The following is a 25,476-nucleotide window of genomic DNA, read 5'->3' as shown; positions in this document are numbered from 1 at the left end:
ATGGACGCCCGGCGCGGGCCGGGCAACCCGAACATTTTCAAATAAATCTATTGCGCGGCGGCCTTAAACCCGCGCACGCCGGCAGCCAGCGCCGCCACGAGGTCCGTGACCGCAGGTACCGTCTTCGCGCTCGCCTTGCCGTCGGCGTCGAGTGTTCCGCGCAGCGCATCGATCAGCGCGGAGCCGACCACCGCGCCTTCACAGTGGTACGCGATGCGCGCCGCAGCCTCGGGCGTGCGGATGCCGAAGCCGACGCAGACCGGCAGCTTGGTATGGCGCTTGATCCGCGCCACCGCCTCGCCGACCTGCTTGTCGTCGGCGGAGGCCGAGCCGGTGATGCCGGTGATCGAGACGTAATAGACAAAGCCCGAGGTGTTGGTGAGCACCGCAGGCAGGCGCTTGTCATCGGTCGTCGGCGTCGCGAGACGGATGAAGTTCACGCCAGCCTTCAGCGCCGGAATGCAAAGCTCTTCGTCTTCCTCCGGCGGCAGATCGACCACGATCAAGCCATCGACGCCAGCGGCTTTTGCATCCACCAGAAACTTGTCGACGCCATAGATGAAGATCGGATTGTAATAGCCCATCAGCACGACGGGCGTCGCGGGCTCGGTCGCGCGGAATTCGCGCACGACCCGCAACGTCTTCTTCAGCGTGGTGCCGGCCTTCAGCGCGCGCAGGCCCGCCGCCTGAATCGCGGGGCCGTCCGCCATCGGATCGGTAAATGGCATGCCGATCTCGATCACGTCGGCGCCCGCTTTCGGCAGCGCCTTGAGAATTTCGAGCGAGGTGGCAAGGTCCGGATCGCCGCACATCACGAAAGTGACGAGCGCGGCGCGGCCCTCTTTCTTCAGTTCGGCGAAACGGGTGTCGAGGCGCGTGGTCATGACTTGCGCCCCCGCAGAATATCGCCGACCTGCGGCACGTCCTTGTCGCCGCGTCCGGAGAGATTGACGACCATCAGATGATCGCGTGGCCGTTTCGGCGCAAGCTCCGAGAGCTTGGCGATGGCGTGCGCGGATTCCAGCGCCGGAATGATGCCTTCCAGCCGCGACAGCAACTGGAACGCGGCCAGCGCCTCCTCGTCGGTCGCGGACAGATAGGTGACGCGGCCGGTCTCGTACAGCCATGCATGCTCGGGGCCGATGCCGGGATAATCGAGGCCCGCCGAGATCGAGTGCGCGTCCTGAATCTGACCGTCCTCGTCCATCAAAAGATACGTCCGGTTGCCGTGCAGCACGCCGGGGCGGCCACCCGCAAGCGAGGCCGCATGCAGATTGGTGAGGCCATGGCCTGCCGCCTCGACGCCGAAAATCTCGACGCCGGGATCGTCGAGGAACGGATGAAACAACCCCATCGCGTTGGAGCCGCCGCCGATGCAGGCTACCAGCGAATCCGGCAGGCGGCCTTCGGCTTCCATCATCTGCGCGCGGGTCTCAACGCCGATCACCGACTGAAAGTCGCGCACCATCATTGGATAGGGATGCGGCCCCGCAACCGTACCGATGCAATAGAACGTGGTGGCGACATTGGTCACCCAGTCGCGCAGCGCATCGTTCATCGCATCCTTCAGCGTGCGGGTGCCGGACTGCACCGGCACCACCTTGGCGCCAAGCATTTCCATGCGGATCACGTTCGGCTGCTGCCGCTCGACGTCGACCGCGCCCATGTAGACGATGCACTCAAGTCCGAACCGCGCGCACAGCGTTGCAGTGGCAACGCCGTGCTGGCCCGCGCCGGTCTCAGCGATGATGCGCTTCTTGCCCATGCGGCGCGCGACCATGATCTGGCCGAGCACGTTGTTGACCTTGTGCGAGCCGGTGTGGTTCAGCTCCTCGCGCTTCAAATAGATTTTCGCGCCGCCGAGATGTTCGGTGAGCCGTTCGGCGAAATACAAAGGCGACGGACGGCCGACATAGTCCTTCAGATAGGCGTTCATCTCCTTCTGAAACGCCGGGTCGGCCTTGGCCTGCGCATAGGCCTTTTCCAGATCGAGGATCAGCGGCATCAGCGTTTCGGCGACGAAGCGGCCGCCGAAAGTGCCGAAATGGCCGCGCTCGTCCGGGCCGGAACGGAAGGAATTTGGTTTTGGAAGACTCATGACTATCCTTGGCGATGACCGAACCCGTTCCGGTCATCCACGTTCTACTTGTTGTAAGCCCCGACCGGTGTCGAGGCCGCGAAATTATCCCGCATTGGCGGTTGCCGTGCGTAAGCTGGCCTCAGCCCCGCGTGCCGCGCCGATGAAGGCGCGGATCATGTTGGCGTCCTTGACGCCGAGCGCGCGCTCGACACCGGAGGACACGTCGACGCCGTGCGGCCGCGCGATCCGGACGGCCTGCGCGAGATTGCCCATGTTCAGTCCGCCCGACAGCACAAACGGCTTGGCCAGATCGAGCCCCTCGAGAATGTTCCAGTCGAACGGCACGCCAAGCCCGCCGGGGCGCGTGGCGTCCTTCGGCGCGCGGGCATCGAACAGGATGCGGTCCACGACGGACGCATAGGGCGCCACCTTGCCGAGATCGGCGCGGGCTGCCACCGCAATCGCCTTCATCACCCGCGTATCGTACGTCTCGCGGATCGCCGCCGCGGCCTCGGGCGTCTCAGCGCCATGCAACTGAAACCAGTCGGGGCGAACCTGCTCCGCGATCGCGTCCATGAGCCTGGCGTCGGCATCGACGGTGAGCGCCGCGATCTCCGCGCGCCCGCGCGCCCGCGCTGCCAACTCCGCCGCGTGCGCCAGATCGACATTGCGGGGCGAAGGCGCAAAGAACACCAGCCCGACCATTTCGGCACCCGCATCCAGAGCCGCCTCAAGCGTCTCCGGTTCGGACAGGCCGCAGATTTTCACGATCAGGGACATGGGGTTTGAGCTGATTTTAAGCGATCCAAGCAGTGAAGGCGCGTTCTACAACGTCGCGTGCTGCTTGTCTTGTGCAATGGCCAGCGGCGGGACGCCGGGCCGGGGTGCGGGGGCCGGAAAAGCCGCATTTCGCCGCAGTTCCGCAAGCTCGGCGCGGGTCTGCGCGGCCTCCGCCTCCAGCCGGCGGACCGCCTTGCGGTGGCGGCGCTGCCCGAACCAGACCGCGAGACCACCCGCCAGCACGCCCAGCATCACCGAGGCGATAATGACGACGAACAGCGGCAGGGTCAGCGCCAGCGCGGGATCGCTGGGGTCGAAGGGGTTGAACGACAGGGTGACGAAACGGCGGTTGGCGAGCGCGAAGGCGAGCAACACCAGCGCGAGCGGTACGATCACCACGGTGTTGACGATCTTACGCATCCCGCCCTTTCCGAATGGTCCGGCGTATCAGCGCGCGAGAACGCCGCGCGAACGATCAGGAGGACGCCGCGGCTTCCTCGTCGTGGCCGTTGCGGTTCAGCCGTTCGCGCATTTCCTTGCCGGTCTTGAAGAACGGCACGCTCTTCTGCTCGACGGGGACATGCTCGCCGGTGCGCGGATTGCGGCCCGCGCGCGCCGGGCGGTGCTTCACCGAAAATGCGCCGAAACCTCGCAACTCGACACGATCACCACGCGATAGCGCCGAGACAATTTCCTCGAGGATCGCGTTGACGATGTTCTCCACGTCTCTCTGGTAGAGGTGCGGATTATGCTCGGCAATGCGCTGAACGAGTTCTGATTTGATCATCGGTTCGGGGGCTCGCGGTCGTTGCGGGTGACATTTCCTTGAAAAAGCCTTGAACTGTCAAGTCGCATAACGCCCAAGACGAGAGCGATTTTGCGTGACAATTGAAAGCATTCGCCCCGGCACACAGGCCGCCGGAGCGATGAAACACGATTCAGACATTCAATTCGTGCCTGCTGGCCGCCACAATGCCAGCATGCCTTCGAGTTGCAACTGCTCACTGAGGCTGGCGGCGCCATTTCCGCCGACAAACCGCGCCACCGTGGGCAGCCCGAGCGATTCAAGCGTCGTAGCCGCCGCCGCGCGCAGGAATGTCATGTCGGAAAAGCGCGGTGAGAGCTTGTAATCGCGCACCGGCAGGTCGCCCTTGATCTTGTTCTGGGCTTGCAGCCATTTCACCGCGGTCTTCTCGTCGCCGAGTTCGTCGACCAGCTTCAGCCCCATCGCTTGCCTGCCGGTGAATACGCGCCCGTCGGAGACGGTCTGAAGCGTGGCATCGTCCATGTGCCGCCGCGTCTTCACCAGATCCTTGAACCACGCGAAGGAATCCTTCACCAGCGCGTCGAGCGCGGCGCGCGCTTCCGGCGAAGTCGGCTCGTAGCCGTTCGGCGCGGCCTTCAGCGGCGCCGACTTCACCTCCTCGACCTTGACGCCGACGGTCTTCAACAGATCGGTGAAGTTCGGGAACTGAAACAGCACGCCGATCGAGCCGACCAGCGAGGTCTGCTGCGCGATGATGTGATCCGACGCCAGCGCGGTGATGTAGGCCCCCGACGCGCCAAGCCCCTCGATCACGACGACCAGCGGCTTCTTCGCTTTCAGCCGCGTCAGCGCGTCGAACAATTGCTCGGAGCCCGCCGTGGTGCCGCCGGGCGAATTGATGTGCACGATGACGGCGGCGGCGTCCGACTTCTCCAGCCGCTCCAGTGCTGCGACGCGCTCGTCGTTGCTGCGGATCAGCCCTTCGATTTTGACCCGCGCGATGGCGCTTTTGCCGGTCAGCGCCTGACGTCCGGCAGGCGTGAGCAGCATTCCGCCGCCAACCACCGCCAGGATGACGAGCAGGCCGCTCACCACGCGCCAGAACGTCAGCTTGCGGCGAATGCGGCGGCGGTCAACGATCAGGTCGGACTCGAACGACATGCGGTTCTCCGGTGGGCGGCGCGTTATCCCCGCTCAATGCTTGCGATTGAGTGACTTCGATACATCAATTGCCGGGTAATTTGAAGGTATTGAGGCCGCCCGCGATCTCTCGATGTGTCATCACCGGACTTGTCCCGATCCGGCCACAGTCACCTTCAGCCACGGTGCCGCACCCAATCACTCAAACAAAAAGGGCCCCGGAAACCGGGGCCCTTTGCAGCTGATGGAAGAAACGCCTGAAACAGGCTTACTTCTCGCGCTTCTTCAGCGCGTTGCCGAGAATGTCGCCGAGCGTCGCACCCGAATCCGAAGACCCGTACTGCGCAATGGCTTCCTTCTCCTCGGCCACTTCGAGCGCCTTGATCGACACCTGGACCTTGCGGGCCTTCTTGTCGAACTGGATGACGCGGGCATCGACCTTCTCACCGACGGCGAAACGTTCGGCGCGCTGGTCGTTGCGGTCGCGAGCAAGCTCGGAGCGCTTGATGAAGGTGGTGAAGTCGGTACCGGCGATCTGCACGTCGATGCCGGCATCCTTGACGTCGAGAATCTCGCAGGTCACGACCGCGCCCTTCTTGACGTCGCCCGGCTCGGCGAAGGGGTCGCCTTCGAGCTGCTTCACGCCGAGCGAGATACGCTCCTTCTCGACATCGACATCGAGCACCACGGCCTTGACCATGTCGCCCTTCTTGAAGTTGTCGATCACCTGCTCGCCCGGCTGCTTCCAGTCGAGGTCGGACAGATGCACCATGCCGTCGACGTCGCCGTCGAGACCCAGAAACAGACCGAACTCGGTCTTGTTCTTGACCTCGCCTTCCACGGTCGAGCCGACCGGGAACTTCTCGACGAACACTTCCCACGGATTGCGCATGGTCTGCTTGAGACCGAGCGAGATGCGGCGCTTGGCCGAATCCACTTCCAGCACCTGCACTTCGACTTCCTGCGAGGTCGAAACGATCTTGCCGGGGTGCATGTTCTTCTTGGTCCACGACATCTCCGAGACGTGGATCAGGCCTTCGATGCCCGGCTCCAGTTCGACGAACGCGCCGTAGTCGGTGATGTTGGTGACGCGGCCGGTGACGCGGGCGTTGAGCGGATACTTCGCCTCGATGCCCTGCCACGGATCGTCCAGCAACTGCTTCATGCCGAGCGAGATGCGGTGGGTCTCGTGGTTAATCTTGATGATCTTGACCTTCACCGTCTGGCCGATGGTGAGAACCTCGGTCGGATGGTTGACGCGGCGCCACGCGATGTCGGTGACGTGCAGCAGGCCGTCGATGCCGCCGAGGTCAACGAACGCACCGTAATCGGTGATGTTCTTGACGACGCCGTCGATCACCTGACCCTCTTCGAGGTTCTGCACCAGCTCCTGGCGCTGCTCGGCGCGGGTCTCTTCGAGAACCGTGCGGCGGGAGACGACGATGTTGCCGCGGCGGCGATCCATCTTGAGGATCTGGAACGGCTGCGGGTTGTTCATCAGCGGCGCGACGTCGCGGATCGGACGGATATCGACCTGCGAGCGCGGCAGGAACGCCACGGCGCCGTCGAGGTCGACCGTGAAGCCGCCCTTGACCTGATTGAAGATGACACCGTGAACCTTCTCGTTGGCGTTGAACGCCTTCTCGAGCTTGCCCCAGCTTTCTTCGCGGCGCGCCTTGTCGCGCGACAGCACGGCTTCGCCGAGAGCGTTTTCGATCCGGTCCAGGAAGACTTCGACTTCGTCGCCGACCTTGAGGGTGTTCTCACGGCCGGGGCCGTTGAATTCGCGAAGCGCCACGCGACCTTCGGTCTTCAGGCCGACGTCGATGACGGCCATGTCCTTCTCGATCGCCACAACCTTGCCCTTGATGACAGAGCTTTCCTGAAGGTTGCCGCCCGAAAAGGATTCATCGAGCATCGCCGCGAAATCGTCGCGGCTCGGGTTATAGGAAGATGCAGTCGAAGCCATGGATTCTCCAGATGCGGTTGGCCGACAGTGGGTTGATGAACGCATTGCGCATGAAGGGCCAAAGGTTCCACGACCTTTGACGACCGCCTCGCCAACCTTCACGGTTCACGAGAACGGGCCGGCCGGTGCCTGCACGAGCGATGCGATGATTTTTGTCGCGGGTCTTAAAAAAATTCGACCTCAAAGACCTTCAGAGCGGGCTGTCCTCCAATGACGGCAGGGATCAACCGTGCCGGCCCGCTCGGGAATGGCCTCGATCCTGTCGAGCAACCCGAACCGGGGCGATATAGCCCTCCACGCCTTTTGGGGCAAGGCCGGAATCGCCGCGGATGACCCGGAAACGGCCTTTTGAGCGCAGTTTCGGGCTGTTTTGGCCCTGTGCAGCCCCTAGCGGAGGGAACCGTCTTACCGCGCGGTGCGGACCTTTTCGATGATCGCGATCGCGGCGCGCACGCCGCCTTCGATGTCGAGGTTGGAATTGTCCAGCACATGGGCGTCGGGCGCGCATTTCAGCGGCGCCGTGGCGCGGTTCTTGTCGCGCTCGTCGCGCTTGAGGATGTCGGCGAGCACCAGCGCCTCGTCGGCGGCCTCGCCGCGTCCGCGCGCCTCCAGCGTGCGGCGATGCGCGCGCACTTTTGGGTCAGCGACGACGAAAATTTTCACGTCGGCATCGGGACAGATCACGGTGCCGATGTCGCGGCCGTCGAGCACCGCGCCGGGCGGGCCGGCGGCGAACTGGCGCTGGAAATTGAGCAGCACCTCGCGCACCTTCGGGATCGCGGACACCACGGATGCGGCATCGCCGACTGTCTGGGTCTTGAGCACGGGATTGCCGAATTTTTCCGGGTCGAGTTCCATCGCCGCCGTGACCGCCGCGGCCTCGTCGGTCAGCGCCGCGCCCGATTCCAAGAGCGCCTGCGCCACCGCGCGATAGATCACGCCGGTGTCGAGATGGCGGAAGCCGTAATGGTGCGCGAGCCGTTTGCCGAGCGTCCCCTTGCCCGATGCCGCGGGGCCGTCGATGGCGATGATCATGCGAAATCCGCTCCCAGTCTGCGCATCATCGGAATGAAATCCGGGAAGCTCGTGGCGATGAACGCGGTGTCGTCCACTTTGACCGGCGCTTCCGACGCGCAGCCCATCACCAGCGCCGACATCGCGATGCGGTGATCCATGTGGGTTTTGACGAGCCCGCCGCCGGGCACGAAACCTTCGCCATGCACGATCAGATCGTCGCCGGAAATCTCGACCTTGACGCCGTTGACGCGCAGCATGTCGGCGGTCGCTTCCAGCCGGTCGGATTCCTTGACGCGCAATTCCTGCAGACCGCGCATCCGCGTTGTGCCCTCCGCGAACGCGGCGGCGACCGCGAGCACCAGATATTCGTCGATCATCGACGGCGCGCGCTCCGGCGGCACGGTGACGCCGCGCAGTTTTGAGGCGCGCACGCGCAGGTTCGCCATCGGCTCGCCGGCGTCACGCACATCGCTCTCCTCGATCGAGGCGCCCATTTCCCTGAGTGTCGTGAAAAGCCCGGTCCGCAAGGGGTTTGTCATCACATCGGTGAGGGTCAAATCCGAGTCCGGCACGATCAGTGCCGCGACCAGCGGAAACGCCGCCGAGGACGGATCGGCCGGTACCGCGACGTTTGCGCCGTGCAGCTCGGGCTGGCCGGTGAGCGTGATGCGGCGGCCGTGTTCGCCTTCCTTTTCGACGCTGATCTCGGCGCCGAATTGTTTCAGCATCAATTCGGTATGGTCGCGGCTCGCTTCCGTCTCCATCACCGTGGTCACGCCGGGCGCCGACAGGCCAGCCAGCAGCACGGCGGATTTGATCTGCGCCGACGCCACCGGCGTGCGGTAAGCCATCGGGATCGGATCGCGCGCGCCGGTCAGCGTCAGCGGCAACCGCTTGCCGTCGCCACCCGATACAACCGCGCCCATCAGTTCTAATGGGTCGAGAATCCGCCGCATCGGTCGAGAACGCAGCGAGGCGTCGCCGTCGAAGGTCGCCGCAATCGGCGAGCCCGCGACCGCGCCCATCGCCAGCCGGCAGCCGGTGCCGCTGTTGCCGAAATCGAGCGGTCCGTCAGGAGCCTTGAAACCGCCGACGCCGACGCCGTGCACGGACCACGCGCCCTCGCCGGTCCGCTCGACCTTCGCACCGAGCGCCGCCATCGCCTTGGCGGTGTTGAGGACGTCCTCGCCCTCTAACAGGCCGGTGATCTTCGTTTCGCCGACGGCGAGCGCGCCAAGGATCAGGGCCCGATGGGAGATCGACTTGTCGCCCGGCACCCGGACCTTTCCGGTCAGCGGGCTGGCGCCTCGCGCTTCCAAGGGGGTCGGCTCAACGGACTGGCTCACGGCGGAATTCCTGTACAATTTGAACGGCTCCTACCATGGGTGCCGGGATACGTCACCCGCCCTGCGCGGGCCGCCCAGAGCACTATTGACAGAGCGCTCGCAACCGCCCAAGTGAAGCACCGCTTTTTTCGAAATTCCCAGGATCTTCGCCCGTGGCCAAAGCCGATCTCGGAACCAAACGCACCTGCCCCGTGACGGGCAAAAAATTCTACGACCTCAACAAGACGCCGGTGATCTCGCCCTACACGGGCGAAATCGTGCCGATCGCGCCGGTTGCACCGCCCCGTGGTGCGCGCAATGACGCCGCCGCACGCGCCGCCGCCACCACAGCCTCGCAGGAAACCGAGGTTGCGGAGAACGAGGAGGAATTGGTCTCGCTGGAAGAGGCCGACGCCGAGGAGAATACCGGCAAGGTCAAGGCCGTGGTGCCGGAATCCGAGGACGACATCGAGGTCGACGACACCATCGATGACGACGATGACGATTCCACCTTCATCCCCGATGAAGAGGAAGAAGACGAAGACGTGACCGACATCATCGGCGACGTCTCCGGCGACGAGGAATCCTGAGACAAGAGACTTGAGATACGACCTGAAACGTGGTTTCAGGTCGGTCCTGACGATTCACGGGCACGGCCAGACGGCCGGTTCCGATCGGCAGACGCATCGGACCCATCCGAACGCGGTTTGACTAAGGGGCCATAGCTCAGCTGGGAGAGCGCTTGCATGGCATGCAAGAGGTCGGCGGTTCGATCCCGCCTGGCTCCACCAACCGCCCCTTTCCCATCACCATCTCTCCATCAAGCAGCTTGTGGTGCATGGCCTGTCCCGCGGGCAGCCATGGCCTTGAACAACCGTCCAAACATCGCCATATCGGTGAAAGCTGGGCGGGCGGGAACGCTCCTCCGGCGAAGGGCGCCGAAAGGGCCCTTGGCGGAAGGTCCATCCGGGCCGGAAGCCGAGCAAAGTCGCTTCGAGAGGACTTTGGAATGTCGCGTGTTCCTTCGTTATCCAGTCCGTTCCTTCTGGGATTCGACGAGATCGAGCGTGCGCTCGACCGCGTCGTGAAAGGCGCCGACGGGTATCCTCCCTACAACATCGAGCGATGCGAGCGCTGTAGCGGCCAGCCCGAAAGGCTGCGCATCACGCTGGCTGTGGCGGGCTTCACCCGCGACCAACTCGATGTAACTATTGAGGAAAATCAACTCGTCATCCGCGGTCGCCAGCAGGACGACAAGACCCGGCAATACATCCATCGCGGCATCGCCGCTCGCCACTTCCAGCGCACCTTCGTGCTGGCGGAGGGGATGTACGTGCTTGGCGCGGACTTGAAGAACGGGCTGCTGTCGGTCGACCTCGCAAGACCAGAACCCGAGCGGATCGTTAAGACGATAGCCATCAATGAACACGAATAATGCAATGGGCGGACTCGACCGCTGTCTGACTTAGAAGGAGTCGAGGACATGGCTACTATTCTGCACCATGAGCCAAGAGACCAATCACCGGTTTCGCTGGAGGCGCTGGCCGCGCTGGGCGAGGGTCATCTCGCCTACGTCAAGCAAATCCGTTCCGAGGATGTGCCGGGCCTGTTCCCGCAGGCACCCGAGATCGCGCCGGGCGTGACGCTGTTCGCGCTGCACGCCGCCGATGGCACCCCTATTATGCTGACCGACAGCCGCGAGGCTGCGATCGCCAACGCCTGGAGCAACGAGCTTCAGACCGTCAGCCTGCACTGACCCCGTTCGGCTGAACGGCCTGCTGACAGACCACGAAGCGGCAGCGCGAAAGCGTTGCCGCTTTTTGCTTGTCCGGTCTCCTCGCGGCCTTCCGCGTATGGCTGCCATACGGACTTCTTATTGGCTTCCCTCCGGCAGGCGAGTATGGAACCAATCAATTGTCCTTGAGGAATTCCAAAATGCCTCCCTATCGTTCCCGCACATCCACCCACGGCCGCAACATGGCCGGCGCGCGCGGCCTGTGGCGCGCCACCGGCATGAAGACCGAGGATTTCGGCAAGCCGATCATCGCGGTGGTGAACTCCTTCACGCAGTTCGTGCCGGGCCACGTCCACCTCAAGGATCTCGGGCAGCTTGTCGCGCGCGAAATCGAGAAGGCCGGCGGCGTCGCCAAGGAGTTCAACACCATCGCGGTGGATGACGGCATCGCGATGGGCCATGACGGCATGCTCTACAGCCTGCCCTCGCGCGAGATCATCGCCGACAGCGTCGAATACATGGTCAACGCGCACTGCGCCGACGCCATGGTGTGCATCTCGAACTGCGACAAGATCACGCCCGGCATGCTGATGGCCTCGCTGCGCCTCAACATCCCCACCGTGTTCGTCTCCGGCGGGCCGATGGAATCCGGCAAGGTCGTCATCAAGGGCGAGAAGCGCTCCGTTGACCTGATTGACGCGATGGTCGCTGCCGCCGACGACACCGTGACCGACGCCGAAGTGGAAAGCATCGAGCGGTCGGCCTGCCCGACCTGCGGCTCATGCTCGGGCATGTTCACCGCCAATTCGATGAACTGCCTCACCGAGGCACTCGGCCTGGCGCTTCCGGGCAACGGGTCGGTGCTCGCCACCCACGCCGACCGCAAGGGTCTGTTCGTCGAGGCCGGGCATCTGATCGTCGATCTCGCGCGGCGCTACTACGAGCAGGACGACGAGACGACGCTGCCGCGCAACATCGCGAGCTTCAAGGCGTTCGAAAACGCGATGACGCTCGACATCTCGATGGGCGGCTCGACCAACACCGTGCTGCATCTGCTCGCCGCTGCCTATGAAGGCGAAGTGCCGTTCACGATGGCCGACATCGATCGGCTGTCGCGCCGCGTGCCGGTGCTGTGCAAGGTCGCGCCTGCGGTCGCCGACGTGCATCTCGAGGACGTGCATCGTGCCGGCGGCATCATGGCCATTCTGGGTGAACTCGACCGCGCCGGGCTGATCGATACCAGCCTGCCGAGCGTTCACAGCAAGAGCCTGAAGGACGCGCTGGAGCGCTGGGACGTGATGCGCACCAAGAGCGACAGCGTCCGCACCTTCTATCGTGCTGCGCCAGGCGGCGTGCCGACGCAGGTCGCGTTCAGTCAGGAACGCCGTTACGACGCACTCGACACCGACCGCGCCAAAGGCTGCATCCGCGATGCCGAACATGCCTTCCTCAAGGATGGCGGTCTCGCCGTGCTGTTCGGCAACATCGCACGCGACGGCTGCATCGTGAAAACCGCGGGCGTCGACACCAGCATTCTGAAGTTTGAAGGCCCCGCGCGCATCTTCGAAAGTCAGGACGCGGCGGTGGACGCAATCCTCGGCGGCAAGATCAAGGCCGGCGATGTCGTGCTGATCCGCTACGAGGGCCCGCGCGGCGGACCCGGCATGCAGGAAATGCTGTATCCGACGAGCTACCTGAAATCGAAGGGGCTTGGCAAAGCCTGCGCGCTGATCACCGATGGCCGCTTCTCCGGCGGCTCGTCGGGCCTGTCGATCGGCCACGTCTCGCCGGAAGCGGCGGAAGGCGGCGCCATTGGTCTCGTGGAGGAAGGCGACATCATCAGGATCAACATCCCCAACCGCACGGTGAATGTCGCGGTTGACGATGCCGAACTCGACCGCCGCCGCAAGGCGATGGACGCGCGCGGCAACGAGGCGTGGAGGCCCGCGCCACGCAAGCGCCGCGTCACCACCGCGCTCAAGGCTTATGCCGCGCTCACCACCAGCGCGGCGCTCGGCGCGGTCCGGCGCGTGCGCGACTGAGCGAAGCCGCTTGCGGCCAATCCAGACATTGCAATGAAAAAGAAAAAGCCCGCCGCGCGATCCGCGGCGGTTTTTTTATGCGGCGGTGGCCGGCGGCAGCGCCAGCACCGAATAAAGCGCCTGCGCATCGCTTGAGGCGCGCAGCTTCTTGGCGACTTCCTGATCGCGCAACAGCCGCGCGACCCGCGCCAGCGCCTTGAGGTGATCAGCGCCCGCGCCTTCCGGCGCGAGCAGCAGGAACAACAGATCGACCGGCGCGCCGTCCATCGCCTCGAAATCGATCGGCCGCTCGAGCCGCGCGAACAGGCCGAACAGCTTCTCAAGCTTCGGCAGCTTGCCGTGCGGAATGGCGATGCCGTAACCGACAGCCGTGGTGCCGAGCTTCTCGCGCTGAAGCAACACTTCAAAGATCGCGCGCTCGTTCTGTCCGGTCAGCTCAGCCGCACGCGCCGCCAGTTCCTGCAGCGCCTGCTTCTTGCTGTTGACCTTGAGCGCGGGAAGGATCGCCTCCGGCGCAACCAGATCGGTGATCGTCATGGAGCTGTCCGAGAGTGAAGGGTGAAACCGTAAGCCGTTAAAAGGCGTGAAGCCGATTGAGGGCATGGACCGAGCTTGCCCGCCCCTGGTCCGTCGAGGCGGCGGACCATAGGGAGGGCCAAGGAGGGCGTCAAGGTCTTCCTCGGGCTATTTCGGCCCGGAATCCCGACCACGATTACTTCGCCGCGGGCGGATCGATCCAGCCCACATTGCCGTCGGAGCGCCGATAAATGATGTTCACCCGTCCGCTTGAACCATGCTGAAATACGATGACGGGCGCGCCCGTCATGTCGAGCTCCATCACCGCTTCGCTGACCGAAAAGCGCCGCAGCGTGTGAGTCGATTCCGCGATCACCACCGGATTGAACGCGGTGATCTCGTCATCGTCTTCATCGTAGGAAGGGCCTTCGAGCACGTAGCTCGACGCATCGATGCCATCCAAGGCGATCGCGGCCATCGCTTCGGATTCCGCATGCGCCTTGCGCGCAGAACGATCCTTGAGTCTGCTCTTGTAGCGACGCAGCCGCTTCTCGATCTGGATCAGCGCCTGATCCGCGCTGGCATACGCATCGGCGGCCATCGCGTCGGCCTCCAGCGTCACGCCGGAATCCAGATGCAGCGCGCAGTCCGCCTTGAAACCGAAACCGTCCTTGCTGAAAGTGAAATGCCCCGAATAATTCCCGTCGAAATATTTTCGTAACACCTCTTCCGTTCGACCCGCGACACGACCGCGAATGGCTTCACCGATGTTGATGCTTTTGCCGGAAACTCGAAGCGTCATGGACGCACCTCGTCGTCTTGTTACAACACCACCACAATGCCAAAGCCCCGCAAGCCGTCAAGCGGGAGCTATGTCGCGTGATCGGTCGTTGGAAGAAGATATTGCACCACCCGAATGGCCAAGCGCGTACCGTTTTTCGCGACGGCGCTGGACGGAAGACGGTATCCGCAGAGCCTCCCGGTACTTCGCGACGGTGCGCCGGGCAATATCAACGCCTTCGGCGCGAAGACGTTCCACCAGCGTGTCGTCGGACAGAACGTCGTTTGCCTCTTCGGCATCGATCATCTGCTTGATGCGGTGCCGCACGGATTCGGCCGAATGCGCCTCGCCGCCGTCGGCGGAGGCGATCGACGCGGTGAAGAAATATTTCAATTCAAAAATACCGCGATTCGTCGCCATGTATTTGTTGGCGGTGACGCGCGACACCGTCGATTCATGCATCTGGATCGCGTCCGACACCGCCCTGAGGTTGAGCGGACGCAAATGCGCCACGCCGCGCGTGAAGAATCCGTCCTGCTGGCGGACGATCTCGGTTGCAACTTTTAATATCGTGCGCGCGCGCTGGTCGAGCGCCCGCACCAGCCAGGTTGCGTTCTGCAGGCAGTCAGCGAAATAGGATTTGTCCTCGTCCTTGCGCAGCGTTTTGGTGAGGGTTGCGTAATAGGACTGGTTGACGAGCACCTTCGGCAGCGTGTCGCTGTTGAGTTCCACGAGCCAGCCGCCATCAGGTCCCGGGCGCACATAGACATCGGGCACCACGGTCTGTGTTCGTCCGGTCGCGAATTTCAGTCCGGGCTTGGGATCGAGATGACGAATCTCGCCGATCATGTCGGCGATGTCGTCGTCATCGACGCCGCAGATTTTTTTCAGACCCGCAATATCTCGTTTGGCGAGCAGATCGAGATTCTCGACCAGCGCACGCATCGCCGGATCAAAGCGGTCGCGCTCGCGCAACTGGATCGCCAGGCACTCGCTCAGATTGCGCGCGCAGATGCCCGGCGGATCGAACGTCTGCAACACCGCGAGCACGGCGTCGACGGCTTCCTGCGTGGTGCCGAGCTTGTCGGCGGCCTCGCCGAGATCCGGCGGCAGATAGCCTGCCTCATCGACGAGGTCGATCAGATATTGCCCGGTCATGCGCTGCGAGGCGTCGGTCAGCGCGACCGCGAGCTGTTCGGCCAGATGATCCTGCAGCGAGGTCTCGGCGGCGACGAAGGCCTCCAGATTGTAATCTTCATCGCTGGACGCGCCGCCGCCCCATTCGGTGTAGGAGGTCGGCGCGGCATCCTGCGCCGCACGGGTCGCCGTTTCCGAGGGTTCCTCGGTGAAGACGTTGTCCATGCTGGTGTCGAAAGTCTGTTCGATCTCGGCGCGGCTGCCGAGTTCGCGCGACATCCAGTCGTCGGACGGCTCGCCATTGCCGCGAACGCCCTCGCCGCCTGCGCCGCTGTCCGCGCCGTCATCCCCGCCGGGAAAATCCTGTTCCGCCGACGCGCCTTCGCCGCGCACCGGTGCGTCGTCCTCGCTGCCGCGCTCCAGGAGCGGGTTGCGCTCAAGCTCACCCTCGACGAATGCCACCAGATCGAGATTGGACAATTGCAGCAGCTTGATCGCCTGCATGAGCTGCGGCGTCATCACCAGCGCTTGCGATTGGCGAAATTCCAGGCGTTGCGTCAGCGCCATAATGGCATCCAGCTCGAGATTCGCCCCAATTGGTCCAATTCTTGCTTAGCTCTTTTAGATGCCCCTGTATACGACTTGACGGGACTGAGTTTTTGCCCGCAACGGACAGCCGCATGCCCGCAGGGCGGTACCGCCAGAGCTAGAGGCGGAATTCCTCGCCGAGGTAGAGGCGGCGCACATCGGGATCGTTGACGATCTCCTCGGGCTGGCCCTCGGTCAGCACCTCGCCGGCATAGACGATGTAGGCGCGGTCGGTGAGGCCGAGCGTTTCACGCACATTGTGGTCCGTGATCAGCACGCCGATGCCGCGGTTGGTGAGATGACGCACCAACTGCTGGATGTCGCCGACCGCGATCGGGTCGATGCCCGCGAACGGTTCGTCGAGCAGCATGTAGTTCGGCTTGGTCGCCAGTGCGCGCGCGATTTCAACGCGGCGGCGTTCGCCGCCCGACAATGCGATCGACGGCGATTTGCGCAACCGCACGATGTTGAATTCCTCTAAGAGCGAATCCAGCTCGTATTCGCGCTTGCGCCGGTCGGGCTCCGCCACCTCGAGCACGGCGCGGATGTTGTCCTCCACGGAAAGGCCGCGAAAGATCGAGGCTTCCTGCGGCAGATAGCCGATGCCGAGCCGCGCGCGCTGATACATCGGCAGGCTGGTGACATCGTAGCCGTCGAGTTCGATGCGTCCCTTGTCGGCCTTGATCAGGCCGGTGATCATGTAGAACGCCGTGGTCTTGCCCGCGCCGTTCGGGCCCAAAAGGCCAACCGCTTCGCCCCGGCGCACATAGATGTTGATGCCGCGCACGACCTTGCGGGTGCCGAAACTTTTCTCGATGCCGTGCACGGCAAGGTAGCCCGCGCGCGGTTGCGAACGCTGCGGCGCGGGCCTGCTTTGCTGTGTCGAACGTTGTTGCGTTTGCCGTTGCTGGGTTGGTCCCGGCTCCGCCTGCCTTGACTCTGCCTGTCTTAACTCTGTCTGTCTTGGCGGCGCGCGGCGCTCCTCGCCCGGCACACGCTGCGGCTCGCCGCGCGGAATCGGCGATGAACGTTCGAACGATGTCGCACCATCGTCCGCCAGCATCACGGCCATCTCGCTGTAAGAGGCCCATTGCTGCTGTTGTTCGGTCAACTGAAACGGCTGCCGCGATGCAGGCTGCGGCTGCACGGGCACCTCGCCCTTCGCGCTCTTGAACATGTCGCCCATGCGGGCGCTGAACGAGGTGATGTCGCCGCCGGAGCGGGCAAAGCCCTGCTTGCCCCGCGAAGGGGCACGGCGGCGAAACATGCGCAGGAGATCCACCATCCGCTCGATCGGCCTTTCAAAGGCTGGCTTGCCAGCTTGCGACCCCGCGGCGGAATCGGCGCGCCGGCACCCCGCCTGCACGCCCGCCTGTCAGAATCCGTCCCCGGCCCTTGATATAGGCTCGCGGGCCAAGGTTCAACCGCGCGATCCCGTGCGGCTTTGCAAGTTATTGAGTTTCATCGGCTTTCCGGGAGTACGCGTGGACGGCGCGGTTTCCGTCTTGGGTCCCGAGCCGGGCACGAGGCTGAGCCCGCCGCCATTCTTGTTCGGCGAAGTGGAATTGAACAGCCCGGAGACGCCACGCCCGCCGCTGGATTCGACGCGCGAGACGCCCGTCGTCATGTCCACCACCAGCCGGTCGCCCTTCAGCACGTTCTTGTCCTTGGTCAGCACCACGCCGCCGGTCATCGTCACGGTGTTGGTCTTCATGTCGAAGATGCCGGTCTCGCCCGTCACGGTCTGATCGTTCTGCGTGACGACGACGCCGCCGCGCGCTTCCAGCCGCCGCACGCTCGAATTGCCACCCGGTCCCGGCTGCGCCGTCTTCATGCCGGGCTTCGCGCCCGCCTTGTCCTGATCGTAGAACACCACGAGCGTCTTCGAGCGCATCGTGGTGTCGCCCTGCACCACCTTCACATTGCCGGAGAAGGTCGCGATCTTGTCCTTGTCGCGCACTTCGAGCGACAGCGCATCGATCTGGATCGGCTGGCCGCGATTTTTCGAGAAACCCTGCACCGCGTTCGGCACGCCCGACACCGTGCTGGTCTGCGCCTGCGCGGCGGACACACACACAGCGAACGCAAAAAGCGCAGACAGGCCGAGCGTCGCGCGACCGCACACCGCGCGCACCTTCCGACCGCCTGACAGATTGTGTTCCATTACTCGCATCGTGCATCCATATCCGATTTCAATCGTCGCCTCACTGGGATTCCGCCGGCGCATCGGCAGGCACGCTCCCGGCCGTGGCGTCGGCATTGGTCTTGTCCGCAGGCGGATCGAGCAGCATCGTCACGCCGCCGCCAAACACCGCCGACGCGCCATGATCGGTGATCCGCAAATTCTGCGAGTTCAGCGTGCCGTTGGTGAGCTTCACTGCCACCGGCTGATCCGAGCTGATGATGCCGGTCGCAAGATCGACGCGCGCCTGCGTGAGCTGCGCCTGATAGCCGGTCGTGGTCTGCAACAGAATCTGGTTGGTGAGATCGAGCAGTTGCGTCTTGGTATCGAAATGGCCGTTCTGCGCATCCACCCGCAGCGTCGACTTGTCCTGCATCTGCACCTGCGCGCGGATGTCGAGCATGTCCACCTTGGTCGGGTCAGTGACGTCCTGCGTCGCCGCCTTCGCCCACACTTCATAAGGCCGCCGATCGGGCAGATAACCCGCAAGATGGGGCGCATCCATCGTGATCTTGGTGCCCGAGACCGACAGCTTGCTGAGATCGATCGGAAGCTTCTTGAGGAAGCGGAACGGATTGAACACCGACGCGCCGATGATGAGTGCCAGCGACAGGATCACCACCGCGGGCACGGCGCGGCGCAGCCAGCGCACGCGGCGGCTGTGGCGTGCGGCGCGCACGAAGCGGGGATCGTCTCCCTGATATGCCGGCGTCTGTGTGGCCACCTTGGTTCCCGGGTTACGCCATCAAGCTTACGCTCTATCGCGACAATATAAGGGCCGCGCTCTGCCGCGCAGGACCCCTGCCCATAACTTTCGGACATCGCGACTTTCGGACGATGCGCGCTCTTTACGAATGCGCGAAAATATCGGTTTCTTCCCAGCCCTGCAGATCGAGCCTCGCGCGCGTCGGCAGGAATTCGAAGCAGGCCTTCGCCAGAGGCTCGCGGTCCTCGCGCGCGAGCATGGCATCGAGCTTGTCGCGCAGCGCATGCAGATGCAGCACGTCGGAGGCGGCGTAGCTCAACTGCGCTTCCGACAGCGACGCCGCACCCCAATCGCTCGACTGCTGCTGCTTGGAGATTTCGACGCCGAGCATCTCGCGCACCAGATCCTTCAGGCCGTGCCGGTCGGTGTAGGTGCGCACCAGCTTCGAGGCGATCTTGGTGCAGTAGACCGGCTGCGCCATCACGCCGAAGGCATGGTACAGCACGGCAATGTCGAACCGGGCGAAGTGAAACAGCTTGGTGATCGCAGGATCGCCGAGCAGCTTCTTCAGGTTCGGGGCGTCGGTGTGACCCGCCGGAATCTGCACGACATCGGCGCTGCCGTCGCCGTTCGAAAGCTGCACCACGCAGAGCCGGTCGCGATGCGGATTGAGGCCGAGTGTTTCGGTGTCGATCGCGACGGAGTGCGTGTAGCGCGAAAGGTCAGGCAAATCGCCGCGATGCAGCCGGATGGTCATGATGCTTTGTTCCAAATCCAATGGCGGGCAGGCTAGCGCGCCAACCCTGAAAAATCCTGAAGCTGAAAAATCCCAATTGGACGAAGAAAGCAAATTTTAGCGGCTATCCGCGCGGAATTTTAAAATAATTCATAATTATCAATAACTTGATTAAGTTTTCCGCCCACAGCTTTCTTCCCCTCACTGGGTCCGATGTCAGCCTATGGCCTTAATCTTTGACTCTGCTGGAACCCATCGCGTGGCTCTCCGGTTTGTTGCGCGGGATGAGTTTGCGATCACGCACCGAGAGTGAGGGTGGCGGCTTGAATATTGCCAAGACTGCGCTCCCCAAGGGCGCGCCCGCGCGGGAGCGGCCGAGCGACTACGATGAGGCGGCCGTTCGCGACGAGATCAGAGCCAAGATCACGCGCGTGCTGGGCCATGAGATCGAGCGCGCAACGCTGCACGACTGGTACCTCGCCGCGGCGCTGAGCCTGCGAGAGCGCATCGCCGCGCGCTGGCTGCCGGACGTGCGCGAGACACGCATTGAGGGAAGAAAGCGCGTCTATTATCTGTCGCTGGAATTCCTGATCGGCCGCCTGTTCACCGATGCGCTGAGCAATCTGCAATTGATGGAAACTTACGTCCGCGCGCTGCGCGACCTCGGCGTGGATTTCGGTGACGTGAAGGACATCGAGCCGGATGCGGCACTCGGCAATGGCGGACTTGGCCGCCTCGCCGCCTGCTTCATGGAGAGCATGGCGAGCCTTGCGATCCCCGCCATCGGTTACGGCATTCGCTACGAGCACGGCCTGTTCCGTCAGGCAATCTCGCATGGCTGGCAGCAGGAATTTCCCGAGCACTGGCTCGAGGGCGGCAATCCGTGGGAATTCGAACGGTTTGAGGTGTCCTACGATATCCATTTCGGCGGACGCATCGAGCATCATCCCACGCCGCAGGGCGACGCCATCGCCTGGATTCCCGGCGAGACGGTGCGGGCGGCGGCATTCGATACGCCGATCGTGGGCTGGCGCGGCGCGCACATCAACACGCTGCGGCTGTGGTCGGCGCGGCCGATCACGCCGCTCCACCTCGATGTCTTCAACCACGGCGACTATGCGGGCGCCTCGGAACAGAGAACGCGCGCGGAAGCGATCTCGAAATTTCTCTATCCGAGCGACGAGACCGCCGCCGGCAAGGAATTGCGGCTGCGGCAGGAATATTTCTTCGTCTCCGCATCGCTGCAGGACATCGTCGCGCGGCACCTGCGCGAGCAGGGCAACATCCGCACGCTGGCGTCATATGCCGCGATCCAGCTCAATGACACGCATCCGAGTCTCGCGGTACCGGAACTGCTGCGGCTTCTGATCGATCATCATTATGTGCCATGGCCACAGGCGCGCCGGATCGTGTCGCAGACCATCGCCTACACCAACCACACGCTGCTGCCGGAGGCGCTGGAGAACTGGCCGGTCGAACTGTTCGAGCGGCTGCTGCCGCGCCACCTCGACATCATCTACCGGCTGAACGCCGACAACCTCGCCGCCGCCGAGCGGCAAAGGCCCGGCGACATCCGTTTTCGCGCGGCGACCTCGCTGATCGACGAGACCGGCGGGCGCCGCGTGCGCATGGGCCACCTCGCCTTCATCGGCTCGCACCGCATCAACGGCGTCTCGGCGATGCATTCGGAGCTGATGAAGCATACGGTGTTCGCCGACCTCAACACGCTCTATCCCGACCGCATCACCAACAAGACCAACGGCATCACCTTCCGGCGCTGGCTGTATCAGTGCAATCCGGGATTGACCGCGCTGTTGCGCGAGGTCTGCGGCGACCGCGTGCTCGACGACCCCTCGGCGCTGGCTGGGCTTGAGCCCTATGCCAATGATCCGATCTTTCAGGAACGCTTCCGCGCCATCAAGCAGCACAACAAGGTCGCGCTCGCGGGCATGATCGAGCGCACGATGTCGCTGCGGCTCGATCCGGCGGCCCTGTTCGACATCCAGATCAAGCGCATCCACGAATACAAACGCCAGCTCCTCAACGCGCTCGACACCATCGCGCGCTATCTCGCGATCCGCGACAATCCGAACGCCGACTGGGTGCCGCGGGTGAAGATTTTCGCAGGCAAGGCCGCGCCGAGCTACCATCAGGCCAAGCTGATCATCAAGCTCATCAACGACATCGCCGACGCGGTAAACCACGACGCGACGATCCGCGGCCTGCTGAAAGTGGCGTTCGTGCCGAACTACAATGTCAGTGCGGCGGAGGTGATGGTGCCGGCCTGCGATCTGTCCGAGCAGATTTCGACCGCGGGCATGGAAGCCTCCGGCACCGGCAACATGAAGCTCGCGCTCAACGGCGCGCTCACCATCGGCACGCTCGACGGCGCCAATATTGAAATCCGCGATCAGGTCGGCGCGGACAACATCTTCATCTTCGGCATGACCGCCGATCAGGTCATGGAGCGGCGGCGCGCGGGGCTCGATGCATCCGACGCCATCGCGGCCTCGCCGATGCTGGCGCGCGTGATCGAGACCATCGACCGCGGCACTTTCTCGCCCGAAGATCCGGCGCGCTTCGCGCCGATCGCGCACAGCCTGCGTTATCTCGACCACTACATGGTGTCGGCAGATTTCGACGATTACCACCGCACCCAGGCGCTGGTGGACGCGCGCTGGGGACATGCCGCGTGGGAGACATCGGCAATCCTCAACACCGCGCGGATGGGATGGTTCTCGGCGGACCGGACGATCCGCGACTACGCCGACGACATCTGGAAAGTCTAAATTCGTGGCTCCGATCTGGACCCACAGCCACAACGGACTATCCTGAGAGTCTGTTCTTTTGAATCCTACCGCTTTTCACCAAAGGAGTTTTCATGCCCGCCGAATCCCGGCCACCGCGCTTTGCGGTTCTGATCGACGCGGACAATACCTCTCCGCAAATCACTGAAGGCCTGTTCGAGGAGATCGCGAAATTCGGCGAAGCCAGCGTGCGGCGTATTTATGGTGACTTTTCCAGCTCGCGACTCAAATCATGGGCTGACATCTTGCAACGTCACGCTATCGACCCGTACCAGCAATTCGCCTACACGAAAGGCAAGAATGCCTCCGACATCGCGCTGGTGATCGATGCCATGGACCTTCTGCACAGTGGACGCTTCGATGGATTTTGCCTGGTATCATCCGATAGCGACTTCACTCGCCTCGCCTCGCGCTTGCGCGAACAAGGCGCGGACGTTTACGGCTTCGGCACGCAGAAAACGCCCGAGAGCTTCCGCCAAGCCTGCCGCAGATTTGTCTACACGGAAAATCTACTACCTACGCCCACATCGCCAGGCGATTCTACGAAATCGAAACCGCGTGAACCTCTGAGCGCGGCCATCCCAATTCTGATGAAGGCGATTTCGCAAATCGAAAGTGAGGATGGCTGGGTGATGCTCGGCCCTGTCGGCCAGCACATCTCAAATCTGTTTTCGGATTTTGACGTGCGAACCTATGGTTGTTCCAAACTCAGCGATCTCATCCGGAAAACCGGAGCCTTTGAAGTCGAGAAGGTCGAGGGCGGCCACATCCATATGCGCGCCAAGCCGGAGCGGAAATCGCCGTCGCGTTAGCGCCAGAGCCCGTACGACGCCCACTTGGTTTCGGGAATCGGCCCGCCGATCTTGTAGCTGAACGACAGCACCTTGTAATGATCCGGCGATCCCTTGCAGACGAAGGAATACGAGTACCACTTGCCCTTGCTGCGGAAGGCGCCACCATTGCCCTTCACCGTGTCGCCGATGTGGCGCGGCGTGCTCAGCACGTCGCTCTTGGCGCGGTCGGGATGATAGGGCGTGGGATCACGATCGATCCGGTTCATCGCCTCGATGTCGCAGACCTGCTCGAGTCTCGTGTCGGGATCGAGCCGCTTCAGGCTGTTATAAAACCGGGCATCGACGGCAGCGGCCGGAGCAACCCAGAGCGCAGGCACGGCGGCCAGAACAAGAAGCGCGTATTTCAAAAGCCACTCCTGGAAGATTCTCTTACAGTAATGTGCTTGCTGAAATCGCGGCCCCAACAACACGCGTTGAGATGGCCCGCAATCAGCGGCGGTGAGGCTCTGTAGCCGCTGAACAGAATCTCCGCAACCCCGGCCAGTTCACCAATAGGAGAGCCATTGCTCCGCCGCCCCGCAGAGGACCACCACAAGCCACGGCGGTGCCTTCCATACGAACAGCAGCACGAATGCGCCCAACCCGAGCGCGTAGTCATAGCTGTTGGTGATGCCCGCGGTCCAAACCGGATCGTAGAAAGCGGCGAGCAGCAATCCGACCACTGCCGCGTTCACTCCCGCCAGCACGGCTTGCGCCGCCGGTTTTCTTCGCAGCACATCCCAGAACGGCAGCACGCCGATGACGAGCAGAAATGACGGCAGGAAGATGCCGACAAGACAAACGACTGCGATTGTCCATCCGCCCATGACCGTGCCGAGATAAGCGGCGAACGTGAACAGCGGACCCGGAACGGCCTGCGCGGCGCCGTAGCCCGCAAGGAAATTGTCGCTGCTCACAAGGGCCGGGACGACTTCCGCCTTGAGCAGCGGCAGAACGACATGGCCGCCGCCGAACACCAGCGATCCAACGCGATAAAAGATGTCGAACAGCTTCAGTGATGGGCTGTCGGTTGCCGCTGCGGCGAGAGGCAGGCCTGCCAGCAGAACGGCGAACGCAACAAGCATCGCGACGCCGACCCTCCGGCTGATCGGAAGCGGCAGCACGGCCTGATCGGTGGAAGATTTTCCCTTGATGCAGAACCAGCCGACACACCCGCCGAGCACAATGCCCGCGATCTGTCCCCACGCCGACGGCAGCATGAGCGCCACCGCCATTGCGGCAATTGCAAGCGTCACCCTGAGACGATCAGGCGTCAGCGTTCTGGCCATGCCGAGAATAGCCAGCGCCACGACAGCGACGGCGGCAACCTTCAACCCGTGCAGCCAGCCGCCGCCGAAACTGTTCTCGAAGGCTGCGAGCCCATACGCGAAAAGCACGAGCGCGAGTGCGGACGGCAGCGTGAACGCAATCCATGCGGCGAGGGCGCCGAGATAGCCGCCGCGCAACAGACCGATTGAGATTCCGACCTGGCTCGATGCAGGACCGGGAAGAAACTGGCAGAGCGCCACGAGGTCGGCGTAGCTCTCTTCGCTCAACCACTTCCGCCGCTCGACGAACTCGAACCGGAAATAGCCGAGATGCGCGACCGGGCCGCCAAATGAGGTGAGCCCCAGTTTCAGAAAAGCTGAAAATATTTCGGCAGGATTGCCTCCGTCCGCCCGATTGCTCATCGCTCCCCGCCAGCTTCCAAGCTTACCTGCCAGATTGGTATCAGAGGCAAATCGCCAGACAAAAGAATTATTGATCGTCGGGCTCAAAAGCCAAAGCCCGCGCGCTGGTTGACGCACGGGCTTTGAACCAGCCAGACACTTCTTTCAGCTCGAAGGCCTGAGGCTTTCGGCTAGTCGATCTCGAAGATCGCCTCGACTTCGACGGGAGCGCCGAGCGGCAGCGAACTGCAACCGACCGCGGCGCGGGCATGCCGCCCCTTCTCGCCGAAGGCATGGACGATCAGCTCGGACGCACCGTTGACCACGGCCGCATGATCCCTGAATCCGGCCGCGCTCTGCACGAAGCCGCCGAGACGAATGCAGCGCAGGCTGTCGAGTGAAGGCACGGCAGCCTTGAGCTGGCCTATGATGTTGAGCGCACAGAGAACAGCCGCCTTCTTGGCGGTCTCGGTGTCGATATCCTTGCCGACGATGCCCTCGAAAGCGAGCTTGCCGTCCTGCACCGGCAGTTGCCCCGACACGAAAACAAGATTGCCTGCGCGATTCACCGGCACATAATCGGCAAGGCTTTTGGCCGCGGCGGGCACATTCAGGCCGCGTTCCTGCAATTTACGTTCGACTTCACTCATCACTCTCTCCCTGAAA

At 63.4% G+C, this 25,476-nt stretch carries 25 protein-coding genes and 1 tRNA gene; 7 read left to right on the top strand and 19 right to left on the bottom strand.

What is annotated here, in order from left to right; genetic code table 11:
- Window positions 1-47 precede the first annotated feature (47 nt).
- The 9 genes from trpA to aroA form a co-directional block, all read right to left on the bottom strand.
- Window positions 48-884, bottom strand: coding sequence for a tryptophan synthase subunit alpha (gene trpA, locus AFIDRAFT_RS08325; protein ID WP_009338766.1), 837 nt, complete (start codon window positions 882-884; stop codon window positions 48-50).
- The gene (trpB, locus tag AFIDRAFT_RS08320; RefSeq protein WP_009338765.1) at window positions 881-2,098 is read right to left on the bottom strand and encodes a tryptophan synthase subunit beta; all 1,218 of its coding nucleotides are present in this window, start codon (window positions 2,096-2,098) and stop codon (window positions 881-883) included. The genes trpA and trpB overlap by 4 nt, the downstream gene beginning before the upstream one ends.
- Before the next feature lie 84 nt (window positions 2,099-2,182).
- On the bottom strand, window positions 2,183-2,860 hold the full coding sequence (locus tag AFIDRAFT_RS08315) for a phosphoribosylanthranilate isomerase (RefSeq protein ID WP_009338764.1): 678 nt from the start codon (window positions 2,858-2,860) through the stop codon (window positions 2,183-2,185).
- 45 nt (window positions 2,861-2,905) lie between these two features.
- Window positions 2,906-3,280: a LapA family protein gene (locus AFIDRAFT_RS08310; protein WP_009338763.1), complete on the bottom strand. Its 375-nt coding sequence runs from the start codon at window positions 3,278-3,280 to the stop codon at window positions 2,906-2,908.
- A 55-nt stretch (window positions 3,281-3,335) separates the two neighbouring features.
- Window positions 3,336-3,647 (bottom strand): integration host factor subunit beta, encoded by a 312-nt coding sequence (locus tag AFIDRAFT_RS08305; RefSeq protein ID WP_009338762.1) that lies wholly within the window; start codon window positions 3,645-3,647, stop codon window positions 3,336-3,338.
- 159 nt (window positions 3,648-3,806) lie between these two features.
- On the bottom strand, window positions 3,807-4,787 hold the full coding sequence (gene sppA, locus AFIDRAFT_RS08300; RefSeq protein WP_009338761.1) for a signal peptide peptidase SppA: 981 nt from the start codon (window positions 4,785-4,787) through the stop codon (window positions 3,807-3,809).
- 247 nt (window positions 4,788-5,034) lie between these two features.
- Window positions 5,035-6,735, bottom strand: coding sequence for a 30S ribosomal protein S1 (gene rpsA / locus AFIDRAFT_RS08295; protein ID WP_009338760.1), 1,701 nt, complete (start codon window positions 6,733-6,735; stop codon window positions 5,035-5,037).
- Window positions 6,736-7,140: 405 nt separating this feature from the next.
- Window positions 7,141-7,770 carry a (d)CMP kinase gene (gene cmk / locus AFIDRAFT_RS08290; RefSeq protein WP_009338759.1) on the bottom strand — a complete coding sequence of 210 codons (630 nt, stop codon included), beginning with the start codon at window positions 7,768-7,770 and terminating at the stop codon, window positions 7,141-7,143.
- A complete protein-coding gene (gene aroA, locus AFIDRAFT_RS08285; protein ID WP_009338758.1) occupies window positions 7,767-9,098 on the bottom strand; it encodes a 3-phosphoshikimate 1-carboxyvinyltransferase in 1,332 nt (443 codons plus the stop codon). The genes cmk and aroA overlap by 4 nt, the downstream gene beginning before the upstream one ends.
- Before the next feature lie 152 nt (window positions 9,099-9,250).
- Here aroA and AFIDRAFT_RS08280 point away from each other — a divergent pair, with 152 nt between their 5' ends.
- From AFIDRAFT_RS08280 to ilvD, 5 genes are all read left to right on the top strand, one after another.
- Window positions 9,251-9,667 (top strand): TIGR02300 family protein, encoded by a 417-nt coding sequence (locus AFIDRAFT_RS08280; RefSeq protein WP_009338757.1) that lies wholly within the window; start codon window positions 9,251-9,253, stop codon window positions 9,665-9,667.
- A 125-nt stretch (window positions 9,668-9,792) separates the two neighbouring features.
- Window positions 9,793-9,868, top strand: a tRNA-Ala gene (locus tag AFIDRAFT_RS08275).
- A 218-nt stretch (window positions 9,869-10,086) separates the two neighbouring features.
- Window positions 10,087-10,512 carry an Hsp20 family protein gene (locus AFIDRAFT_RS20000; RefSeq protein WP_009338756.1) on the top strand — a complete coding sequence of 142 codons (426 nt, stop codon included), beginning with the start codon at window positions 10,087-10,089 and terminating at the stop codon, window positions 10,510-10,512.
- Between the two features lie 48 nt (window positions 10,513-10,560).
- Entirely contained in the window at window positions 10,561-10,833 is a 273-nt protein-coding gene (locus tag AFIDRAFT_RS08265; RefSeq protein ID WP_009338755.1) for a BQ00720 family protein, read from the top strand.
- Between the two features lie 179 nt (window positions 10,834-11,012).
- Window positions 11,013-12,854, top strand: coding sequence for a dihydroxy-acid dehydratase (gene ilvD / locus AFIDRAFT_RS08260; RefSeq protein WP_009338754.1), 1,842 nt, complete (start codon window positions 11,013-11,015; stop codon window positions 12,852-12,854).
- Between the two features lie 75 nt (window positions 12,855-12,929).
- Here ilvD and ptsN read toward each other — a convergent pair whose 3' ends face one another.
- From ptsN to AFIDRAFT_RS08225, 7 genes are all read right to left on the bottom strand, one after another.
- Window positions 12,930-13,391, bottom strand: a complete 462-nt coding sequence (gene ptsN, locus AFIDRAFT_RS08255; RefSeq protein WP_009338753.1) for a PTS IIA-like nitrogen regulatory protein PtsN — start codon at window positions 13,389-13,391, stop codon at window positions 12,930-12,932.
- A 175-nt stretch (window positions 13,392-13,566) separates the two neighbouring features.
- Entirely contained in the window at window positions 13,567-14,172 is a 606-nt protein-coding gene (gene hpf, locus AFIDRAFT_RS08250) for a ribosome hibernation-promoting factor, HPF/YfiA family (RefSeq protein WP_009338752.1), read from the bottom strand.
- A 57-nt stretch (window positions 14,173-14,229) separates the two neighbouring features.
- Entirely contained in the window at window positions 14,230-15,855 is a 1,626-nt protein-coding gene (gene rpoN, locus AFIDRAFT_RS08245) for an RNA polymerase factor sigma-54 (protein WP_009338751.1), read from the bottom strand.
- A gap of 139 nt (window positions 15,856-15,994) precedes the next feature.
- Entirely contained in the window at window positions 15,995-17,161 is a 1,167-nt protein-coding gene (gene lptB, locus AFIDRAFT_RS08240; RefSeq protein ID WP_009338750.1) for an LPS export ABC transporter ATP-binding protein, read from the bottom strand.
- A gap of 135 nt (window positions 17,162-17,296) precedes the next feature.
- A complete protein-coding gene (locus AFIDRAFT_RS08235) occupies window positions 17,297-18,049 on the bottom strand; it encodes an LptA/OstA family protein (RefSeq protein ID WP_009338749.1) in 753 nt (250 codons plus the stop codon).
- 31 nt (window positions 18,050-18,080) lie between these two features.
- Window positions 18,081-18,782 (bottom strand): LPS export ABC transporter periplasmic protein LptC, encoded by a 702-nt coding sequence (lptC, locus tag AFIDRAFT_RS08230; protein WP_009338748.1) that lies wholly within the window; start codon window positions 18,780-18,782, stop codon window positions 18,081-18,083.
- Between the two features lie 124 nt (window positions 18,783-18,906).
- Window positions 18,907-19,521 carry a ribonuclease D gene (locus tag AFIDRAFT_RS08225; protein WP_009338747.1) on the bottom strand — a complete coding sequence of 205 codons (615 nt, stop codon included), beginning with the start codon at window positions 19,519-19,521 and terminating at the stop codon, window positions 18,907-18,909.
- Between the two features lie 263 nt (window positions 19,522-19,784).
- Here AFIDRAFT_RS08225 and AFIDRAFT_RS08220 point away from each other — a divergent pair, with 263 nt between their 5' ends.
- Window positions 19,785-22,289 (top strand): glycogen/starch/alpha-glucan phosphorylase, encoded by a 2,505-nt coding sequence (locus tag AFIDRAFT_RS08220; protein WP_245258138.1) that lies wholly within the window; start codon window positions 19,785-19,787, stop codon window positions 22,287-22,289.
- 92 nt (window positions 22,290-22,381) lie between these two features.
- Window positions 22,382-23,119: an NYN domain-containing protein gene (locus AFIDRAFT_RS08215; RefSeq protein WP_009338745.1), complete on the top strand. Its 738-nt coding sequence runs from the start codon at window positions 22,382-22,384 to the stop codon at window positions 23,117-23,119.
- Here AFIDRAFT_RS08215 and AFIDRAFT_RS08210 read toward each other — a convergent pair.
- The 3 genes from AFIDRAFT_RS08210 to AFIDRAFT_RS08200 all read right to left on the bottom strand — a co-directional run bounded on the left by AFIDRAFT_RS08210 (window position 23,116) and on the right by AFIDRAFT_RS08200 (window position 25,460).
- Window positions 23,116-23,508, bottom strand: a complete 393-nt coding sequence (locus AFIDRAFT_RS08210) for a DUF930 domain-containing protein (protein WP_009338744.1) — start codon at window positions 23,506-23,508, stop codon at window positions 23,116-23,118. The two genes, AFIDRAFT_RS08215 and AFIDRAFT_RS08210, sit on opposite strands and share 4 nt — an antisense overlap.
- Window positions 23,509-23,646: 138 nt before the next feature.
- Window positions 23,647-24,831, bottom strand: a complete 1,185-nt coding sequence (gene chrA, locus AFIDRAFT_RS08205; RefSeq protein ID WP_009338743.1) for a chromate efflux transporter — start codon at window positions 24,829-24,831, stop codon at window positions 23,647-23,649.
- A 170-nt stretch (window positions 24,832-25,001) separates the two neighbouring features.
- Entirely contained in the window at window positions 25,002-25,460 is a 459-nt protein-coding gene (locus tag AFIDRAFT_RS08200; protein ID WP_009338742.1) for a RidA family protein, read from the bottom strand.
- Window positions 25,461-25,476: the final 16 nt, after the last annotated feature.

Origin of the sequence: Afipia sp. 1NLS2 (genome assembly GCF_000178995.1) — a bacterium.
GTDB lineage: Bacteria > Pseudomonadota > Alphaproteobacteria > Rhizobiales > Xanthobacteraceae > Afipia.
Note: the sequence above shows the minus strand (reverse complement) of the source record. Positions and strands in the feature narration are given on the sequence as shown.

Bases quoted from the DNA above. Each gene is read 5' to 3' on its own strand.
- trpA (WP_009338766.1), bottom strand. From the start codon at position 884: ATGACCACGCGCCTCGACACCCGTTTCGCCGAACTGAAGAAAGAGGGC.
- trpB (WP_009338765.1), bottom strand. From the start codon at position 2,098: ATGAGTCTTCCAAAACCAAATTCCTTCCGTTCCGGCCCGGACGAGCGC.
- AFIDRAFT_RS08315 (WP_009338764.1), bottom strand. From the start codon at position 2,860: ATGTCCCTGATCGTGAAAATCTGCGGCCTGTCCGAACCGGAGACGCTT.
- AFIDRAFT_RS08310 (WP_009338763.1), bottom strand. From the start codon at position 3,280: ATGCGTAAGATCGTCAACACCGTGGTGATCGTACCGCTCGCGCTGGTG.
- AFIDRAFT_RS08305 (WP_009338762.1), bottom strand. From the start codon at position 3,647: ATGATCAAATCAGAACTCGTTCAGCGCATTGCCGAGCATAATCCGCAC.
- sppA (WP_009338761.1), bottom strand. From the start codon at position 4,787: ATGTCGTTCGAGTCCGACCTGATCGTTGACCGCCGCCGCATTCGCCGC.
- rpsA (WP_009338760.1), bottom strand. From the start codon at position 6,735: ATGGCTTCGACTGCATCTTCCTATAACCCGAGCCGCGACGATTTCGCG.
- cmk (WP_009338759.1), bottom strand. From the start codon at position 7,770: ATGATCATCGCCATCGACGGCCCCGCGGCATCGGGCAAGGGGACGCTC.
- AFIDRAFT_RS20000 (WP_009338756.1), top strand. From the start codon at position 10,087: ATGTCGCGTGTTCCTTCGTTATCCAGTCCGTTCCTTCTGGGATTCGAC.
- AFIDRAFT_RS08265 (WP_009338755.1), top strand. From the start codon at position 10,561: ATGGCTACTATTCTGCACCATGAGCCAAGAGACCAATCACCGGTTTCG.
- ilvD (WP_009338754.1), top strand. From the start codon at position 11,013: ATGCCTCCCTATCGTTCCCGCACATCCACCCACGGCCGCAACATGGCC.
- ptsN (WP_009338753.1), bottom strand. From the start codon at position 13,391: ATGACGATCACCGATCTGGTTGCGCCGGAGGCGATCCTTCCCGCGCTC.
- hpf (WP_009338752.1), bottom strand. From the start codon at position 14,172: ATGACGCTTCGAGTTTCCGGCAAAAGCATCAACATCGGTGAAGCCATT.
- rpoN (WP_009338751.1), bottom strand. From the start codon at position 15,855: ATGGCGCTGACGCAACGCCTGGAATTTCGCCAATCGCAAGCGCTGGTG.
- lptB (WP_009338750.1), bottom strand. From the start codon at position 17,161: ATGGTGGATCTCCTGCGCATGTTTCGCCGCCGTGCCCCTTCGCGGGGC.
- AFIDRAFT_RS08235 (WP_009338749.1), bottom strand. From the start codon at position 18,049: ATGCGAGTAATGGAACACAATCTGTCAGGCGGTCGGAAGGTGCGCGCG.
- AFIDRAFT_RS08225 (WP_009338747.1), bottom strand. From the start codon at position 19,521: ATGACCATCCGGCTGCATCGCGGCGATTTGCCTGACCTTTCGCGCTAC.
- AFIDRAFT_RS08220 (WP_245258138.1), top strand. From the start codon at position 19,785: ATGAGTTTGCGATCACGCACCGAGAGTGAGGGTGGCGGCTTGAATATT.
- AFIDRAFT_RS08215 (WP_009338745.1), top strand. From the start codon at position 22,382: ATGCCCGCCGAATCCCGGCCACCGCGCTTTGCGGTTCTGATCGACGCG.
- chrA (WP_009338743.1), bottom strand. From the start codon at position 24,831: ATGAGCAATCGGGCGGACGGAGGCAATCCTGCCGAAATATTTTCAGCT.
- AFIDRAFT_RS08200 (WP_009338742.1), bottom strand. From the start codon at position 25,460: ATGAGTGAAGTCGAACGTAAATTGCAGGAACGCGGCCTGAATGTGCCC.